This window comes from Streptomyces sp. NPDC085900 (assembly GCF_044540925.1).
Classification (GTDB): domain Bacteria; phylum Actinomycetota; class Actinomycetes; order Streptomycetales; family Streptomycetaceae; genus Streptomyces; species Streptomyces gilvifuscus.
Genome location: NZ_JBITSP010000006.1, coordinates 340,104 through 358,094 on the forward strand (window position 1 = coordinate 340,104; position 17,991 = coordinate 358,094).

12 protein-coding genes are annotated in these 17,991 nt (G+C 70.0%); 8 read left to right on the forward strand and 4 right to left on the reverse strand.

Annotated features, from left to right (window positions below):
* Positions 1 to 13: 13 nt before the first annotated feature.
* The 3 genes from ACIGDI_RS23120 to metH form a co-directional block, all read right to left on the reverse strand.
* Positions 14 to 1,618 (reverse strand): ABC transporter substrate-binding protein, encoded by a 1,605-nt coding sequence (locus ACIGDI_RS23120; protein ID WP_399899604.1) that lies wholly within the window; start codon positions 1,616 to 1,618, stop codon positions 14 to 16.
* A 485-nt stretch (positions 1,619 to 2,103) separates the two neighbouring features.
* Positions 2,104 to 2,799: an HAD family hydrolase gene (locus ACIGDI_RS23125; protein WP_399899607.1), complete on the reverse strand. Its 696-nt coding sequence runs from the start codon at positions 2,797 to 2,799 to the stop codon at positions 2,104 to 2,106.
* Between the two features lie 184 nt (positions 2,800 to 2,983).
* Positions 2,984 to 6,499 carry a methionine synthase gene (gene metH, locus ACIGDI_RS23130; RefSeq protein ID WP_399899610.1) on the reverse strand — a complete coding sequence of 1,172 codons (3,516 nt, stop codon included), beginning with the start codon at positions 6,497 to 6,499 and terminating at the stop codon, positions 2,984 to 2,986.
* 286 nt (positions 6,500 to 6,785) lie between these two features.
* Here metH and ACIGDI_RS23135 point away from each other — a divergent pair, with 286 nt between their 5' ends.
* From ACIGDI_RS23135 to ACIGDI_RS23170, 8 genes are all read left to right on the forward strand, one after another.
* Positions 6,786 to 7,559 (forward strand): IclR family transcriptional regulator, encoded by a 774-nt coding sequence (locus tag ACIGDI_RS23135; RefSeq protein WP_399899613.1) that lies wholly within the window; start codon positions 6,786 to 6,788, stop codon positions 7,557 to 7,559.
* A gap of 363 nt (positions 7,560 to 7,922) precedes the next feature.
* Positions 7,923 to 8,717 (forward strand): MIP/aquaporin family protein, encoded by a 795-nt coding sequence (locus ACIGDI_RS23140; protein WP_399899615.1) that lies wholly within the window; start codon positions 7,923 to 7,925, stop codon positions 8,715 to 8,717.
* Between the two features lie 51 nt (positions 8,718 to 8,768).
* A complete protein-coding gene (gene glpK, locus ACIGDI_RS23145) occupies positions 8,769 to 10,307 on the forward strand; it encodes a glycerol kinase GlpK (protein WP_399899618.1) in 1,539 nt (512 codons plus the stop codon).
* Between the two features lie 46 nt (positions 10,308 to 10,353).
* Positions 10,354 to 11,970 carry an FAD-dependent oxidoreductase gene (locus ACIGDI_RS23150; RefSeq protein WP_399899620.1) on the forward strand — a complete coding sequence of 539 codons (1,617 nt, stop codon included), beginning with the start codon at positions 10,354 to 10,356 and terminating at the stop codon, positions 11,968 to 11,970.
* A 249-nt stretch (positions 11,971 to 12,219) separates the two neighbouring features.
* Positions 12,220 to 12,891 (forward strand): FadR/GntR family transcriptional regulator, encoded by a 672-nt coding sequence (locus ACIGDI_RS23155; RefSeq protein WP_200700897.1) that lies wholly within the window; start codon positions 12,220 to 12,222, stop codon positions 12,889 to 12,891.
* A 166-nt stretch (positions 12,892 to 13,057) separates the two neighbouring features.
* Positions 13,058 to 13,963, forward strand: coding sequence for a PAC2 family protein (locus tag ACIGDI_RS23160; RefSeq protein WP_399899623.1), 906 nt, complete (start codon positions 13,058 to 13,060; stop codon positions 13,961 to 13,963).
* Positions 13,964 to 14,198: 235 nt separating this feature from the next.
* Positions 14,199 to 15,923 carry a S8 family peptidase gene (locus ACIGDI_RS23165; protein ID WP_399899626.1) on the forward strand — a complete coding sequence of 575 codons (1,725 nt, stop codon included), beginning with the start codon at positions 14,199 to 14,201 and terminating at the stop codon, positions 15,921 to 15,923.
* Between the two features lie 46 nt (positions 15,924 to 15,969).
* Positions 15,970 to 16,632, forward strand: a complete 663-nt coding sequence (locus ACIGDI_RS23170; protein ID WP_399899629.1) for a hypothetical protein — start codon at positions 15,970 to 15,972, stop codon at positions 16,630 to 16,632.
* 68 nt (positions 16,633 to 16,700) lie between these two features.
* Here the strand turns inward: ACIGDI_RS23170 and mshC are convergent, their stop codons facing one another.
* Positions 16,701 to 17,930: a cysteine--1-D-myo-inosityl 2-amino-2-deoxy-alpha-D-glucopyranoside ligase gene (gene mshC / locus ACIGDI_RS23175; RefSeq protein WP_399899631.1), complete on the reverse strand. Its 1,230-nt coding sequence runs from the start codon at positions 17,928 to 17,930 to the stop codon at positions 16,701 to 16,703.
* Between the last annotated feature and the right edge of the window lie 61 nt (positions 17,931 to 17,991).

Genomic DNA, 17,991 nt, shown 5'->3' on the forward strand with positions numbered 1-17,991 from the left:
GGGCACAAGGAGATCAGCCGCTCACGCCACGGCCGAGCTCCCAGAGCTGGAGGGTGGAGGAGGAGTTGAGCGCGTACGCGGTTCCCGTGACGTTGTCGCGTGCGGCGACGTACTGCTTGCCCTGCCACAGCGGAATGATCGGGACGTCTTCGGCGACGATGTCCTGGATCGTGGTGAGGTCGGAGCCGGCGGCCAGGCGGTCGGCCTCGCGACGGGAGTCCGGGATCAGGGTGTTGATGATCCGGCTGTTCTTGTACGGCAGCTTCAGGAAGTTGTCCGTGTCGAGGAACGGCGCGAGGTAGTTGTCGGCGTCCGGGAAGTCGGGGAACCAGCCCATGCCCCAGACGTCGTACTGGCCCTTGCGCTCGGCCGGGACGAACTTGTCCCACTTGGTGCCCTGGATGCTGACGTCGAACAGCCCGCTGTCGTTGAGCTGCTGCTGAAGGATCTTGAACTCCTTCGCGGTGGCCGACCCGTAGTGGTCGGTCGTGTAGTGCAGCGTCAGCTTGACCGGGGTGGTGATGTTGGCGCTGGTCAGCAGGGCCTTGGCCTTGGCGGTGCTGGGGTCGCCGTACTTGTTGAAGAACGAGTTGGAGTGGCCGGTGATGCTCGCCGGGACCAGCGAGTACAGGGGCTCGGCCTGGGTGCCGTAGACCTTGGAGACGAGTTCGCCGCGGTTGATCAGCTGGGCCATCGCCTGCCGGACGGCCTTGTCCTTGACCGACTTGGCGTCGGTGTTGAAGGCCAGGTAGCGGATCTCCAGGCCGGACATCTCGACCAGGTCCTCGCTGTCGCTCGTGCTCACGGACAGCTTCTGGATCTGGTCCGGCGACATGGTGCGGGTCATGACGTCGATGTCACCCTTGTCCAGGGCGGTGCCCATGGCCGCGGCGTCCGGGTAGGACACCATCTGGACCTTGGAGTTGTTCACCTTCAGCGTCCCCTTGTAGTTGGGGTTCTTGGTGAAGGTGGCGGTGACGATCGCGTTGTTCTTGACGTCGGTCGACAGGGTGTAGGGGCCGGAGCCGTCGACATCGAAGCCGTCGCGCAGCTTGTTCTTCTCGTAGTCGTCGGGGTTGACGATGCCGGCGACCGGGGTCGACAGCTTGTACGGGAAGGTGGCGTCGGCGGTCTTGAGGTGGAAGATGACCTCGTTGTCACCCTGCGTCTCGACGGTGTCGATGGTGTTCAGCAGGGCGGACACGCCGGAGTCGGCCTTGATGGCACGCGCGCGGTCGATGGAGTACTTCACGTCGGCCGCGGTGATCTTGTCGCCGTTGGCGAACTTCAGGCCGTCGCGCAGGGTGCACGCGTAGCGCTCGTTGCCGCTGTCGGTGAAGCCGCAGCTCTTGGCGGCCTCGGGCACCGGGTCGCCCTCGCCCTTCGGCTGGATCATCAGGGTCTGCACGGTCTGGCGCAGGATGTTCCAGGTACCGACGTCGTAGGCGTAGGCCGGGTCCAGGGGTGCCGGGGCGGCCTTCGTCGCGCTGAACGTGTCGGTGGTACCGACCTTGATCGCGTTGCCACCATCGCTGCCGCTGTCGGAGCCGCCACAGGCGGCGAGCACGGGCGCGAGCAGGCCGACGACGGCCGGCAGCACCAAAGTCTTGCGGTTCATGCTCGTGTTTCTCCAGAGCTGTTCAGGTCCGTGTAACCGGCATGCAGGGGTGTCGCTGCGGCACACGGGGGTAAGGGCGACGGTTCTCGCGACGAGATTAGTCCGCACCAGCACGAGGGTTCGCGGTCACCGGAGTTGAGATGCCATCACGCAGCGAAACCGGGCGTGGACACACCGAAAACCCGACAGCGGAAGGATTAGTGCAGCTTTCCATCAATCGGGACACAAGCACCCGCCGAAGGTCCGGGAAAGGGCGTGCGCAGCACAGCGGGCTCCACCTGTCGACCCCCCGGCGCGTGGGGAACGTCACACATCAACAACGGGGTGGACCACCGGAATTCGGCCATCCGTACGGGTTCGAATTCCCTCGCACACCCGCGCCGGAATTCCCCGCCCTATCCGCGCCGCACGCTGCGTGAACGGCCGACGCATTTCCGTCATCAGCGGGCGATCAGTTCCGTCGTCAGCGGGTGATCGGGCCGTCGTCAGAGGGTGATCAGCCCGCGCAGAAATGCCAGGTCGACCTCTTCGAGGGAGCTCACCACGGTCCGCCGCTCGGCGGGCGTGATGGGGGCCACCGAGGGGACCGCCACGACGTGACAGCCGGCCGCCTCGGCGGCGGCGACACCGGTCGCGGTGTCCTCGACGACCGCGCATCTGGCCGGATCCACGCCGAGCCCGGCGGCGGCGACGAGGTAGGGGTCCGGGTGCGGCTTCGTGCGCCGCACCTCGTCGCCGGCGACCGACAGGGCGAAGTGCTGGGAGCCCAGCGAGGACAGCACCCGGTCGATGATGCGCCGGTGGGAGGCGGAGACCAGGGCGGTCGGGATCTCGTACTCGGAGAGTTCGGCGAGCAGCCGGGCGGCGCCCGGCATCAGCGGCAGGGCCTGGCCGATGCGCTCCTCGAAGCCCTGGTTGAGCAGCACTGTGACCTCGGCGAGGGTGATGTCCGCGCCCGTGGCCTCGATCAGGAACCCCGCGCTGCGGGTCATGGGACCGCCGACCACGACGTGGCGCCAGGAGTCGTCGAGGGTGTGGCCCAGGGCGGCGAAGATCTCGACCTCGACGTCCCACCAGAAACCCTCGGTGTCCACCAGGGTGCCGTCCATGTCGAGGAGCACGGCCTGCAGGGCTGAGCCTTCGGCCGTACGGGTTTCGAGCGCGGGGACCGTACTTGTCATCCGGGCGCACCTCCTTGGGGGACGAGCAGGCCGGTTCCCGCGCGGGGAACCGGCCTGCAGTGGACCGACCAGTGTACGTCGCCCGGCGCCGAAGCGCCTCGTTTAATCGGCGTGCCGCGGGGCACACCGTGAATACGCCGGGGGGCACTGTGAGCTGCGCTTTCGCGGCCGCCCGCCGACGGTTTCAGCGGGCGTTGAAGTACTTCGCCTCCGGGTGGTGGATCACGATCGCGTCCGTGGACTGCTCGGGGTGCAGCTGGAACTCCTCGGAGAGCTGGACGCCGATGCGCTCGGGTTCGAGCAGGTCGGCGATCTTGGCCCGGTCCTCCAGGTTCGGACACGCCCCGTAGCCGAGCGAGAAGCGCGCGCCCCGGTACTTCAGGGCGAACATGTCCTCGATGTCGCTGGGGTCCTCCCCGGCGTAGCCGAGTTCCGAACGCACGCGCGCGTGCCAGTACTCGGCGAGGGCCTCGGCCAACTGCACGGACAGGCCGTGCAGTTCGAGGTAGTCGCGGTAGGCGTTGGCCTCGAAGAGCTTGGCGGTCTGCTCGCCGATCCTCGAGCCGACGGTGACGACCTGGAGGCCGACCACGTCGGTCTCGCCGGCTTCCTCGGGGCGGAAGAAGTCGGCCAGGCACAGCCGCCGGCCGCGGCGCTGGCGGGGGAAGGTGAAGCGGGTGCGCTCGTTGCCCTGCTCGTCCAGGATGATCAGGTCGTCGTCCTTGGACACGCAGGGGAAGTAGCCGTAGACGACGGCCGCTTCGAGCAGGTTCTCGGTCTGCAGCCGGTCCAGCAGGCCGCGCAGCCGCGGCCGGCCCTCGGTCTCGACGAGTTCCTCGTACGACGGCCCCTCGCCGGTGCGGGCCTGCTTCAGGCCCCACTGGCCCTTGAACAGGGCGCCCTCGTCGAGCCAGGAGGCGTACTCCTTGAGCTGGATGCCCTTGATGACGCGGGTGCCCCAGAACGGCGGGGTGGGGACGGGGTTGTCGACGGCGACGTCGGAGCGGACGTGACCCTCCTCCGGGCGCTCCTCGACCTCGACGGCCGAAGTGGCCCGGACCCGGCGCTGCTTGAGCTCGGGCAGCTTGGCGCCGGGGACGCCCCGCTTGACTCCGATGAGGGCGTCCATGAGGCGCAGGCCCTCGAACGCGTCGCGGGCGTAGCGGACTTCGCCCTCGTAGATCTCGTGCAGGTCCTGCTCGACGTAGGCGCGGGTGAGTGCGGCGCCGCCGAGGATGACGGGGTAGTCGGCCGCCAGTCCGCGCTGGTTGAGCTCCTCCAGGTTCTCCTTCATGATCACGGTGGACTTCACCAGGAGACCGGACATGCCGATGACGTCGGCCTTGTGTTCCTCGGCGGCCTCCAGGATCGCGGAGACCGGCTGCTTGATGCCGAGGTTGACGACGTTGTAGCCGTTGTTGGACAGGATGATGTCGACGAGGTTCTTGCCGATGTCGTGCACGTCACCGCGCACGGTGGCCAGCACGATGGTGCCCTTGCCCTCGGTGTCGGACTTCTCCATGTGCGGTTCGAGGTGGGCGACGGCCGCCTTCATGACCTCGGCGGACTGCAGCACGAACGGCAGCTGCATCTGGCCGGAACCGAACAGTTCGCCGACGACCTTCATGCCGTCCAGCAGGGTCTCGTTGACGATGTCCAGGGCGGGGCGCTCCTGGAGGGCCTCGTCGAGGTCGGCCTCCAGGCCGTTGCGCTCGCCGTCGATGATGCGCCGCTTGAGGCGCTCCTCCAGCGGCAGGGCCGCCAGTTCCTCGGCCTTGCCGGCCTTCAGCGACTTGGCGGTGGCGCCCTCGAAGAGCTGCATCAGCTTCTGCAGCGGGTCGTAGCCCTCGCTGCGGCGGTCATAGATCAGATCGAGGGCCGTCTGCACCTCCTCCTCGGAGAACCGCGCGATCGGCAGGATCTTCGAGGCGTGCACGATCGCCGAGTCCAGGCCCGCCTTGACGCACTCGTCCAGGAACACCGAGTTCAGCAGGATCCGCGCGGCCGGGTTCAGGCCGAAGGAGATGTTGGACAACCCCAGCGTGGTCTGTACGTCCGGGTGGCGGCGCTTGAGCTCGCGGATCGCCTCGATGGTGGCGATGCCGTCCTTGCGGGACTCCTCCTGGCCGGTGCAGATGGTGAAGGTCAGGGTGTCGATGAGGATGTCCGACTCGTGGATGCCCCAGTTGCCGGTGAGGTCGTCGATGAGCCGTTCGGCGATCTCGACCTTCTTCTCGGGGGTGCGGGCCTGGCCCTCCTCGTCGATGGTCAGCGCGATCAGCGCGGCGCCGTGCTCCCGGGCGAGCTCGGTGACACGGGCGAAGCGGGACTCCGGGCCGTCGCCGTCCTCGTAGTTGACGGAGTTGATCACCGCGCGGCCACCGAGCTTCTCCAGACCCGCCCGGATCACCTCGACCTCGGTGGAGTCCAGCACGATCGGCAGCGTGGAGGCGGTCGCGAAGCGGCCGGCCAGCTCCTCCATGTCCGCGACCCCGTCACGGCCGACGTAGTCCACGCACAAATCCAGCATGTGGGCGCCCTCGCGGATCTGCTCGCGGGCCATCTCCACACAGTCGTCCCAGCGGGCCTCCAGCATCGCCTCACGGAACTTCTTCGAACCGTTGGCGTTCGTACGCTCGCCGATCGCCAGGTAGGAGGTGTCCTGGCGGAACGGCACGGTCTGGTAGAGGGAGGCGGCGCCGGGCTCGGGCCGCGGGTGGCGTTCGGTCGGCTGGAGCTCGCGGACACGCTCGACGACCTGCCGCAGATGCTCCGGGGTGGTGCCGCAGCAGCCGCCGACCAGCGAGAGACCGTACTCGCGTACGAAGGTCTCCTGGGCGTCGGCGAGCTCGGGCGCGGTCAGCGGGTAGTGGGCGCCGTCCTTGCCGAGGACGGGCAGGCCGGCGTTCGGCATGCACGACAGCCGGACGCGGGCCTGGCGGGCGAGGTAGCGCAGGTGTTCGCTCATCTCGGCCGGACCGGTCGCGCAGTTGAGGCCGATCATGTCGATGCCCAGCGGTTCCAGCGCCGTCAGTGCCGCGCCGATCTCGGACCCGAGCAGCATGGTGCCGGTCGTCTCGACGGTGACGGAGACGATCAGCGGAACCTCGTAGCCGGCGGTCTCCATCGCGCGGCGGGCGGCGATGACGGAGGCCTTGGTCTGCAGCAGGTCCTGGGTGGTCTCCACGAGGAGCGCGTCGGCGCCCCCGGCGAGCAGGCCCTCGGCGTTTCGCTGGTAGGCGTCGCGGATGGCGCTGAACGTGGTGTGGCCGAGGGTGGGCAGCTTGGTGCCCGGGCCCATGGAGCCCAGGACCCAGCGCTGCCGGCCGTCCCGGGCGCCGTACTCGTCGGCCGTCTCGCGGGCGATGCGGGCGCCGGCCTCGGACAGTTCGGCGACGCGGTCGGCGATGTCGTACTCGCCGAGGGCGGAGAGGTTGGCGCCGAAGGTGTTGGTCTCGACGCAGTCGACGCCCGCGTCGAAGTAGGCGGAGTGCACGGAGCGGACGATGTCCGGACGGGTGACGTTGAGGACTTCGTTGCATCCTTCGAGGTTCTGGAAGTCCTCGAGGGTGGGCTCCTGGGCCTGGAGCATCGTGCCCATCGCTCCGTCGGCCACCACCACTCGGGTGGCCAGGGCCTCACGGAGCGCGGACGCACGGGCCCGGCTGTCGGCGGAAGGGGTCGGTGGCGACGAGGCCATGAAAGGGGCTCCCTTATGGTGCGACGGCTGTCGGCTTTGCGCGTTCCGTGGAACTCTCCGCGGTGGGCGCACCTGGCCAGAGTAACCGGGTGGGCCGTTTCGTGGTCGGGGCGTCCACGAGGCGGACCGGGATGGCCGACAGGCACCTGCGGGGAGACGCGTGACACAACAGGTGCCGTACGAGTATTAGCGGTGGGTCGGCATGGACCGGTAGTGTTCGACATTGCCGAACGGTGGCAACGACGACGTTACGTCGACGTTCGAAGGGGACGGAGGCAGTACGGCGATGGCACGGAACATCCAGTCGCTCGAACGGGCGGCCGCGATGCTGCGGCTGCTCGCGGGCGGCGAGCGGCGGCTCGGCCTGTCGGACATCGCCTCGTCGCTGAGTCTCGCCAAGGGCACCGCCCACGGCATTCTGCGCACCCTTCAGCAGGAGGGTTTCGTCGAGCAGGACGAGGCCTCCGGGCGTTATCAGCTGGGGGCGGAGCTGCTGCGGCTGGGCACCACCTATCTGGACGTCCACGAGCTGCGCGCGCGTGCCCTGGTGTGGACGGACGACCTGGCCCGCTCCAGCGGGGAGAGCGTGTACCTCGGCGTGCTGCACCAGCAGGGCGTGCTCATCGTGCACCACGTCTTCCGGCCCGACGACAGCCGGCAGGTGCTGGAGATAGGGGCCATGCAGCCACTGCACTCCACAGCCCTGGGCAAGGTCCTGTCGGCCTACGACCCGGTCGCGCACAGCGAGGCGATGGAGGCCGACCGCAAGCCCTTCACCGACCGCACGGTGTGCGAGACGGAGGACTTCGAGCACATCCTCGACATCACGCGCGCGCGTGGGTACGCCGCCGACGTCGAGGAGACCTGGGAGGGCGTGGCGTCCGTCGCCGCGCCCATCCACGACCGGCGGCGGATGCCGGTGGGCGCGGTCGGCATCACGGGCGCCGTGGAACGGCTGTGCCGGGCCGAGGAGAAGGACGCGCTGCGGCCGGAGCTGATCGCGGCCGTGCGGGACTGCGCCCGCGCGGTGTCGCGGGATCTGGGTGCCGGGCGGTTCTGAGGAAGCGGTTCGAGGACCGGGACGCGACTGGCGCGTCCCGGTTTCACCCGTACCCTGACACAACGGACGTACCGCCTGGCCGGTACGCAGGGTGCTTGTTACTCCGCCGTACGCACCTGACCAGCAAGATCGACGGCTCACGGCAATCAGTAACGATCGTGCTTTCGACAACAGAACTCTTGACGCACACGTGACGCCGAGGCGAGACTCCCGTCCATCGGTCGGCATTGTCGAACACCTACCGGCAATACGCGTTAGAGTGTGACAACGCCAAGGGCCGACACCGCTCTCACCCGAGGGCAGCTCGAACCTCCGGAGGGACCCGGGGTTCGGTCCCCTGGACGAAGGACAAAGGAGTCGCGGGTGTCCAGCTCCGACATCTTCATCGGCGAGACCATCGGTACCGCCATACTCATCCTGCTCGGCGGCGGCGTCTGCGCGGCCGTCACGCTGAAGGCCTCCAAGGCGCGCAACGCCGGCTGGCTCGCCATCACCTTCGGGTGGGGCTTCGCCGTGCTGACGGCCGTCTACACCTCGGCGCCGCTGTCCGGCGCCCACCTCAACCCGGCCGTGACGCTCGCGCTCGCCATCAAGGACGGCGACTGGAGCAACGTTCCGGTCTACTGGGCCGGTCAGCTGCTGGGCGCCGCGATCGGCGCGACCCTGGTGTGGGTCGCCTACTACGGGCAGTTCCACGCGCACCTCACCGACAAGGAGATCGTCGGCGGGCCGGGTGCGCAGGCCACGACGGCCAAGGCCGTGGAGGCTCAGGAGCAGGGCGCGGGCCCGGTCCTCGGCGTCTTCTCCACCGGTCCGGAGATCCGTGTCGTCTGGCAGAACCTCGCCACGGAGATCATCGGCACCATCGTGCTGGTCCTGGCCGTGCTCACGCAGGGCCTCAACGACAAGGGCAACGGCCTGGGCACCCTGGGCGCGCTGATCACCGCGCTCGTGGTCGTCTCGATCGGTCTCTCCCTCGGCGGCCCGACGGGCTACGCGATCAACCCGGCCCGTGACCTGGGTCCGCGCATCGTGCACGCCCTCCTGCCCCTGCCCAACAAGGGCGGCTCCGACTGGGGCTACGCCTGGATCCCGGTGGTCGGTCCGCTGATCGGCGGCGCGATCGCTGCAGGCATCTACAACGTCGCTTTTGCTTAAAGCAACTCGGTAGAACGTCCCCCTCAACTCACGGAACCCCAGGAGCACTCAGTGACCGACGCGCACACCGCCGGCCCCTTCATCGCCGCCATCGACCAGGGCACCACCTCCAGCCGCTGCATCGTCTTCGACCGGGACGGCCGTATCGTCTCCGTCGACCAGAAGGAGCACGAGCAGATCTTCCCGAAGCCGGGCTGGGTCGAGCACAACGCCAACGAGATCTGGACCAACGTCCAGGAGGTCGTCGCCGGGGCCATCCAGAAGGCCGGCATCACCCGCGACGACATCAAGGCCATCGGCATCACCAACCAGCGCGAGACGACGCTGCTGTGGGACAAGAACACCGGTGAGCCCGTCCACAACGCCATCGTCTGGCAGGACACCCGCACCGACGCCCTGTGCAAGGAGCTCGGCCGCAACGTCGGCCAGGACCGCTTCCGCCGCGAGACGGGTCTCCCCCTCGCCTCCTACTTCGCCGGCCCGAAGGCCCGCTGGCTGCTCGACAACGTCGAGGGTCTGCGCGAGCGCGCCGAGCGCGGCGACATCCTCTTCGGCACCATGGACACCTGGGTCATCTGGAACCTGACCGGTGGTGTCGACGGCGGCAAGCACTACACCGACGTCACCAACGCCTCCCGCACCATGCTGATGAACCTGCACACGCTGGAGTGGGACGAGAAGATCGCCGAGTCCATCGGCGTGCCGATGGCGATGCTGCCCGAGATCCGCTCCTCCGCCGAGGTCTACGGCGAGATCAAGGGCGGCAAGCTGGGCGAGCTGCTCGGCGGCATCCCGGTCGCCTCGGCGCTCGGCGACCAGCAGGCGGCCCTGTTCGGCCAGACCTGCTTCTCCGAGGGCGAGGCCAAGTCGACCTACGGCACCGGCACGTTCATGCTGATGAACACCGGTGAGAAGATCATCAACTCGTACTCCGGTCTGCTCACCACCGTCGGATACCGCATCGGCGACGACAAGCCGGTCTACGCCCTCGAGGGCTCGATCGCCGTCACCGGTTCGCTGGTGCAGTGGATGCGCGACCAGATGGGCCTGATCTCCACCGCCGCCGAGATCGAGACGCTCGCGCTCTCCGTCGAGGACAACGGCGGCGCCTACTTCGTGCCGGCCTTCTCCGGTCTGTTCGCCCCGTACTGGCGCTCCGACGCCCGCGGTGTGATCGCCGGCCTGACCCGGTACGTCACCAAGGCGCACCTGGCCCGCGCCGTCCTGGAGGCCACCGCCTGGCAGACCCGTGAGATCACGGACGCCATGACCAAGGACTCGGGCGTGGAGCTCACGGCCCTCAAGGTCGACGGCGGCATGACCTCCAACAACCTGCTGATGCAGACCCTCTCGGACTTCCTGGACGCCCCCGTGGTGCGCCCCATGGTCGCCGAGACCACCTGCCTCGGCGCCGCATACGCCGCCGGTCTCGCCGTCGGCTTCTGGACCAGCACCGACGACCTGCGCGCCAACTGGCGCCGGGCCGCCGAGTGGACCCCCCGCATGGACGCGGAGACCCGCGACCGTGAGTACAAGAGCTGGCTCAAGGCCGTGGAGCGGACCATGGGCTGGCTCGAGGACGAGAGCTGACGAGCACCCCGCAAGCTCGCGGCTCGATGAGGAGTAAGAACCCGAAATGACCAGTCAGACCACCCTGCAGTCCGTGCCTGCCCTCGGTACGCACCCGGCCTCCGGCTCCAACCCGAGCCGCGCCGAGACCCGGGAGCAGCTCTCCAAGGCGTCGTACGACCTTCTCGTGATCGGCGGCGGCATCCTGGGCATCTCCACCGCCTGGCACGCCGCGCAGTCCGGCCTCAGGGTGGCTCTGGTCGACGCCGGCGACTTCGCCGGCGCCACCTCTTCCGCCTCCTCCAAGCTGCTCCACGGCGGTCTGCGCTACCTGCAGACCGGCGCGGTGAAGCTGGTGGCGGAGAACCACTTCGAGCGCCGTGCGGTCTCCCGCCAGGTGGCTCCCCACCTGGCGAACCCGCTCACGTTCTACCTCCCCGTGTACAAGGGCGGGCCGCACGGCGCTGCGAAGCTCGGGGCGGGCGTGTTCGCCTACTCCGCGCTCTCCGCGTTCGGTGACGGCGTCGGTCACCTGCTGTCCCCCGCGCGGGCCGCGCAGGACGTGCCCGAGCTGCGCACCGACAACCTCAAGGCCGTGGCCGTGTACGGCGACGACCAGATGAACGACGCGCGCATGGCGCTGATGACGGTCCGCGCGGCCGTCGAATCGGGCGCCGTGGTGCTGAACCACGCCGAGGTGACCGGGCTCCGGTTCACCCGGGGCCGCGTGACGGGCGCGGACCTGAAGGACCGTACGACGGGCGACGAGTTCGGCGTGAACGCCCGCCTGGTGCTGAACGCGACCGGCCCGTGGGTCGACCACCTGCGCAGGATGGAGGACGCCAATGCGGCGCCGTCGATCCGTCTGTCGAAGGGCGCGCATCTGGTCCTGAAGCGGACGTCTCCGTGGAAGGCCGCCCTGGCGACCCCCATCGACAAGTACCGCATCACCTTCGCCCTCCCGTGGGAGGACATGCTGCTGCTCGGCACGACCGACGAGGAGTTCGAGGGCGACCCGGCGGACGTCGCGGTCACCGAGAAGGACATAGCCCAGATCCTGGACGAGGCCGCGTTCTCGGTCCGGGACCAGCAGCTCAGCCGTGACCTGATCACGTACTCGTTCGCGGGTCTGCGCGTGCTGCCGGGCGGCCCCGGTGACACGGCCAAGGCCAAGCGCGAGACGGTCGTCACCGAGGGCCGGGGCGGGATGCTGTCCGTCGCGGGCGGCAAGTGGACGACCTTCCGGCACATCGGCCGTACGGTCATGAAGAAGCTGGAGGCGCTGCCGGGCGCTCCGCTCGGTGACGACTTCGAGCCGATCGCCTCCCTGCCGAGGAAGCTGCCGCTGCCCGGTGTCGCCAACCCGCGCGCGGTCGCGCACCGGCTGCTGGTGGACAACCCGGCGCCGGGTCCGCGGATGGCCGCCGACACCGCCAAGCACCTGGCCACGCACTACGGTTCGCTGGCGTTCGACATCGCGCGGCTGGCGAACGAGAACCCGGAGCTGGGCCGGCGGGTCCACCCGGACGCCCCGGAGATCTGGGCGCAGGTCGTCTACGCCCGGGACAACGAGTGGGCCGAGACGCCCGACGACGTGCTGCGCCGCCGGACGACGCTGACGATCCGGGGCCTGGCCACGGACGAGGTCCGCGCCAAGGTGCAGGACCTGCTCGACAAGAAGTGACCGCGCACCGGCCCTCTCCCGACCGGGGGCCGGCACGGACGGGAACGGCCCCTCTCCCCTAGGGTGCCGGCTCCCGCGAGAGGGGCGGCTCCCTGCCGACGGAGCCGCCCCTCTCGCGTGCGGGCCGTGCGCCTCGGGGCACTGATCGCCGACCTGGAGGCGGGCACCTGGGCGGGCACATAATGAGCTCAGACATCCGAGGTCTCGGCACGGTGCGGCGACAGGGATGAGGCGACAGGGAGGCCGGTCATGGCAGTCACCGACGAGGCGATCGAGAAGATCAAGGGCATGATCGTCTCCGGCGCGCTGCGGCCGGGCGACCGGCTGCCCAAGGAGAGCGAACTCGCCTCCGAGCTGGGCCTGTCCCGCAACTCCCTGCGCGAGGCCGTCCGCGCCCTGTCGCTGATCCGGATCCTGGACGTGCGGCAGGGCGACGGCACCTATGTGACGAGCCTGGACCCGCAACTGCTGCTGGAGGCGCTGAGCTTCGTCGTGGACTTCCACCGCGACGACACCGTCCTGGAGTTCCTGGCGGTGCGCCGCATCCTGGAGCCGGCCGCGACCGCGATGGCGGCCCTTCGGATCAGCGAGCAGCAACTGGACGCGCTCTCGGCCCAGTTGGACAAGCTCGGGGAGGCCCCGTCGGTGGAGGAACTGGTCGCCTGCGACCTCGACTTCCACCGGGGCATCGTGCAGAGCTCGGGCAACTCGGTGCTGTGCTCGCTGCTGGACGGCCTGTCGGGCCCCACCACCCGGGCCCGGATCTGGCGGGGTCTGACCCAGGAGGACGCCGTCAGCCGCACCCTGCGCGAGCACCGGGCGATCCTGTCGGCGCTGCGGGACCGGGACGCGGAGGCGGCGCGCTCCTGGGCGACGGTGCACATCGCGAGCGTGGAGCAGTGGCTGCGGTCCTCGCTGTGAGGGACCTGTGTCCGAGGGGTGGCCCGGGGTGGCGATCTTGGGTGTTCGGTGGGTCCGTACGGGGCAGTGATCCGTTCACTCCCCCGTGCAAGGGGGCTGCGGGCGCCCCCGCCGAACGCCGTAAGGTTGGTGGGTCAAGCGAGGGCACGTCGGAAGGAGGCACTGGGTGATCGAGCTCGAGGGGGTTCCCGAGCTGATCGACCCGGTCATGGTGGCCGCGTTCGAGGGCTGGAACGATGCCGGCGACGCCGCCTCCACCGCGGTCGCGCATCTGGACAGGGAGTGGAAGGGCGAGGTGTTCGCGGCGCTCGACGCCGAGGACTACTACGACTTCCAGGTGAACCGCCCCACGGTGTGGATGGACGCGGGAGTGCGCAAGATCACGTGGCCGACGACAAGGTTGTCCGTCGTCCGTGTCGGCGGCGAGAAGCCGCGCGACCTCGTGCTCGTGCGAGGCATCGAACCGTCCATGCGGTGGCGTTCGTTCTGCAACGAGCTGCTGGGCTTCGCGCACGAGCTGGGCGTGGAGCTGGTCGTCATCCTCGGCGCCCTGCTCGGCGACACCCCGCACACCCGGCCGGTCCCGATCAGCGGAACGACGTCCGACCCCGACCTGGCCCAGCGGATGGACCTGGAGGAGACCAAGTACGAGGGCCCCACGGGCATCGTCGGCGTCCTCCAGGAGGCCTGCACGCACGCGGGCGTGCCGGCGGTCAGCCTGTGGGCGGCCGTGCCGCACTACGTGTCGCAGCCGCCCAACCCGAAGGCGACGCTGGCGCTGCTGAACCGGCTGGAGGACCTGATCGACGTGCGCATCCCGCTGGGCGAGCTGCCCGAGGACGCGCGCGCCTGGCAGGTGGGCGTGGACCAGCTGGCCGCCGAGGACAGCGAGGTCGCCGAGTACGTGCAGACGCTGGAGGAGGCCAGGGACACCGCGGAGCTGCCCGAGGCGTCCGGCGAGGCGATCGCCCGCGAGTTCGAGCGGTATCTGCGGCGCCGGGACGGCCATACGAAACCGCCGACGACTCCCCCGAAACCGGGCGGGGAGGACGACGATTCCTCCGAGGAGTGAGCGAGAGGGGCGGTGCGCCGAGCGCACCGCCCCTCTTGTCGTCCCCGGACCGCGGCGACGGTCCGCGACCTTTGGCCGGATTGAGGCGTGACCTCTGTTTCCGGACGGATTGCACACGTTACCCAATTCAACTTGTTTCAAACGGAGTTGGTGAAAACACTCTGGACGCCTCGCCGTCGGAGTGCTTGGTTGTGCAGCGAAGGCGCACCCGCGCGGACCGAAGGGAGCGGCAGCGATGAGCGACCAGGTACAGCCGGGGCAGGGTCCGGGAACCTCCGGGCCGGGCCCCGACGGAGCGGGATTCACCTATCACGGAGCCGAACAGGAACTGATCGTCGTCGCACGCCCCGAGGCCCGGCTGCGCGCCCGGCCCGACGGCGTCCGCTCGGCGGCCGGCGCCGACGTCTCCGCGCTCGACATGTTCCTCGGCGACGAACAGCTCACGCTGGAGCCGCTGTTCGGCGGCGAGGAGCGGCTGCGGCAGTCCTCCGCCCCGCCGGGCGAGCAGAACGTGCCCGACCTCGCCCTGTTCTACCGGGTGCGCGGCGGGGAGAGCCGCGCCCAGGAGCTGCGCTCACGGATCGCGGCGCTGCCGGGGATCGACACGGCGTACGTGAAACCGGGCGCCGTGCCCGCCACCGTCGCCGGCGACAGCGGCCGGCTGAAGGAAGGCACCCCGGCCACCCCGGACTTCAGCGGCCGGCAGGGCTATCTGCGCCCTGCCCCCGAGGGGATAGACGCCCACTGGGCCTGGCAGCGTCCCGGTGGGACCGGTCAGGGGGTGACGGTCGTCGACGTCGAGGGAGCCTGGCAGTTGGGCCATGAGGACCTGGCCGCCAAGCTCGCCGGCGTCGTGGTCGGCACTCCCCTGGCCGACCTCGCGTGGCGCAACCACGGCACCGCGGTGATCGGCGTGATCGGCGGTGACCGGGGCGAGTTCGGGGTGAACGGCATCGTGCCGGACGCGGTGACCGCGGCCGCCTCCTTCCAGGGCATCGGCACGGCGGCGGCGATCCACGCGGCGGCGGACCGGCTCGGTCCCGGCGACGTCGTACTGGTCGAACTCCACCGCCCCGGGCCGCGGTTCGAGTACGCCGAGCGCGACGACCAGCGCGGCTACATCCCGATCGAGTGGTGGCCGGACGACTTCGCGGCCATCCGGTACGCCACCGCCAGGGGCGTCATCGTGGTCGAGGCGGCGGGCAACGGCGCCGAGTCCCTCGACGACGCGGTCTACGAGCGCCGCCCGGACGAATTCCCCGAGTGGTGGCGCAACCCGTTCAACTCCTCCAACCAGTCCTCCGGCGCCGTCCTCGTCGGCGCGGGCGCCCCGCCGCCCGGCACGCACGGCCGCGACCACGGCCCGGACCGCTCACGGCTGGCGTTCTCCAACTACGGCGCCCGGCTGGACGCCCAGGGCTGGGGGCGCGAGGTCACGACCACCGGCGGCTCCTGGGACCGGCCCGGCGATCTGCAGGGCGGTCCCGAGGAGATCGCCTGGTACACGGACACGTTCTCCGGGACCTCCTCCGCCTCCCCGGTGGTGGTCGGCGCGCTGGCCGCGCTGCAGGGCATGCTCAAGGCGGCCGGCCAGCCACCGATGTCCCCTGAGCGCGCCCGGCTGGTGCTGCGGACCACCGGCTCCGAACAGCAGGACGCGCCGGGCCGCCCGGCCTCCCAGCGGATCGGCAGCCGGCCCGACATCAAGGCGGCCGTCACCCAGCTGCTGCCGCAGGCGATCGGCTCGGGCCGCGCCGAGCGGTACTGGGACGAGCTGCTGCCCTATCCCCGTGAACTCCCGCCCAGGCTCCGCCTGTTCGTGGCCGGCGCCTGGCGCAACCTCAATCGTCCGTCCCCCGAGATCCGCCAGGCGGTGCACGCCGCGTTCGCGGGGGGACGGCCCGACGTCCGGGTGTGGTTCTCGGACGACGAGATCGTCGGCCTGGTGGTCACCGGCTGACGGTCCGGCAAGGCAAGGCCTCACATCAAGGGAAGGTGACATCCGTATGAGCATCACCCCGCAGATGGGCCACATGGGACAGCAGGGCCAGCACGGCCAGGCGTTCCCCAGCACTTCGCCCCACGAGCAGCAGGAGTACGGGCAGCAGCAGGGCTACGGACAGCAGCAGCCGCTCGGACAGCAGCAACCGTTCGGACAGCAGCAGCCGTTCGGACAGCAGCAGTCCGCCGGCTGGCCGGGCGCCGGCATGATGCCGCAGCTGCAGCAGCTCGGCCAGCAGCAGCCCTTCCACCAGCTGCTGGAGCAGCTCGGGCAGCAGCAGCAACAGCAGCCGTTCGGACAGCAGCAGGGCCAGCAGGGCCAGCAGATTCAGCAGCAGGACCAGCAGGCCCGGCAGCAGGAGCAGCAGACCCAGCAGCAGCTGGCGCAGCTGGCGCAGTCGGTGCTCCAGCAGGTGAGCCAGCAGGCTCAGACGCAGGCGCTCGCCTCCGGCGTGGCGAACGGCTTCGTCGACATCCCGCAGCCGCTGCAGGGCCAGCCGCAGCAGGTCTTCCTGCGCATCAACGGTCAGTTCCGGGTTCTCATCAACCCGGTTCCGCAGCTGCACCAGCAGATCCAGGAGGCCTTCGCCCTCGGTCACCAGGTGATCGGCGTCTGGGACACGCAGTCCCCGAACGTCCTGCGCAGCGTGCGGATCCAGCGGATCTGACCTCGCCGTCCGCAGGAGAACACGAGGGGCGCCTCCCCGCGGGGGAGGCGCCCCTCTCGTACGACCACCTACAGGGCCACGCCCAGCAGCGCGTCGACGGCGCGCGACACGACACCGGGGGCGCCGGTGTCCGTACCGCCCTGTTCCTGCTGAAGAGCCGCCCAGCGGTCGACCGCGGCGAGCGCGGCCGGGGCGTCCAGGTCGTTCGCGAGGGCCTCGCGGATCTCCTCGACGAGGGCCTCGGCGGGCGGGCCGTCGGGCCGGGAGACGGCGGCACGCCAGCGGCCGAGCCGGTCCACGGCGTCCTGGAGCACCTGGTCGGTCCACTCCCAGTCGGAGCGGTAGTGGTGGGCGAGCAGGGAGAGCCGGATGGCGGCGGGGTCGACGCCGTCGCGGCGCAGCTGCGACACGAAGACCAGGTTGCCCTTGGACTTCGACATCTTCTCGCCGTCGAGGGCGACCATGCCGGCGTGGACGTACGCCTTGGCCATGGGGAACTCGCCGGTCAGCACCTGGGCGTGGGAGGCGCCCATCTCGTGGTGCGGGAAGGCGAGGTCGGATCCGCCGCCCTGGACGTCGAAGGTCATGCCCAGGTGGTCGAGGGCGATGGCGACGCACTCGATGTGCCAGCCGGGGCGCCCGCGGCCCAGCGAGCCGCCGTCCCAGCTGGGCTCGCCCTCGCGGGCGGCCATCCACAGCATCGGGTCGAGCGGGTTCTTCTTGCCCGGGCGGTCCGGGTCGCCGCCGCGCTCGGCGGACAGCAGCCGCATGGCGGCCGCGTCCAGGTTGGAGACCTTGCCGAAGTTCGGGTCGGACTCGACGGAGAAGTAGACGTCGCCGTCGAGTTCGTAGGCGGCGCCCGCCTCCCGCAGCCGCTCCACGAGCGGCACGATGCCCGGTATCGCCTCGACCGCGCCTATGTAGTGCCGGGGCGGCAGCATCCGCAGGGCGGTCATGTCCTCGCGGAAGAGGGCCGTCTCCTTCTCGGCGAGGGCCACCCAGTCGACGTCGTCCCGCTGCGCGCGCTCCAGCAGCGGATCGTCGACGTCGGTGACGTTCTGGACGTAGTGGACCTGCCGCTTGGTGTCGAGCCACACGCGCTGAACGAGGTCGAACGCGTTGTAGGTCGCCGCGTGTCCCATGTGGGTGGCGTCGTACGGGGTGATGCCGCAGACGTAGATACGGGCGACGGGACCGGGGTCGAGGGTGACGAGGCCGCCGGTCGCGGTGTCGTGGATCCTCAGGTCGCGGCCCTGACCAGGCAGGGCGGGGACCTCGGAAGCGGGCCAGGCATGCATGTCATGAGCCTAACCGGACGGATGTTCCGTATACGAACCGGACCGGGCCGGATGGCCGGTA

What these genes read in the sequence shown, in the direction of transcription:
- ACIGDI_RS23125 (WP_399899607.1), bottom strand. Translation starts at nt 2,799, where the DNA reads ATGACAAGTACGGTCCCCGCGCTCGAAACCCGTACGGCCGAAGGCTCA.
- mshC (WP_399899631.1), bottom strand. Translation starts at nt 17,930, where the DNA reads ATGCATGCCTGGCCCGCTTCCGAGGTCCCCGCCCTGCCTGGTCAGGGC.
- ACIGDI_RS23135 (WP_399899613.1), top strand. Translation starts at nt 6,786, where the DNA reads ATGGCACGGAACATCCAGTCGCTCGAACGGGCGGCCGCGATGCTGCGG.
- ACIGDI_RS23170 (WP_399899629.1), top strand. Translation starts at nt 15,970, where the DNA reads ATGAGCATCACCCCGCAGATGGGCCACATGGGACAGCAGGGCCAGCAC.
- ACIGDI_RS23155 (WP_200700897.1), top strand. Translation starts at nt 12,220, where the DNA reads ATGGCAGTCACCGACGAGGCGATCGAGAAGATCAAGGGCATGATCGTC.
- ACIGDI_RS23150 (WP_399899620.1), top strand. Translation starts at nt 10,354, where the DNA reads ATGACCAGTCAGACCACCCTGCAGTCCGTGCCTGCCCTCGGTACGCAC.
- ACIGDI_RS23120 (WP_399899604.1), bottom strand. Translation starts at nt 1,618, where the DNA reads ATGAACCGCAAGACTTTGGTGCTGCCGGCCGTCGTCGGCCTGCTCGCG.
- metH (WP_399899610.1), bottom strand. Translation starts at nt 6,499, where the DNA reads ATGGCCTCGTCGCCACCGACCCCTTCCGCCGACAGCCGGGCCCGTGCG.
- ACIGDI_RS23165 (WP_399899626.1), top strand. Translation starts at nt 14,199, where the DNA reads ATGAGCGACCAGGTACAGCCGGGGCAGGGTCCGGGAACCTCCGGGCCG.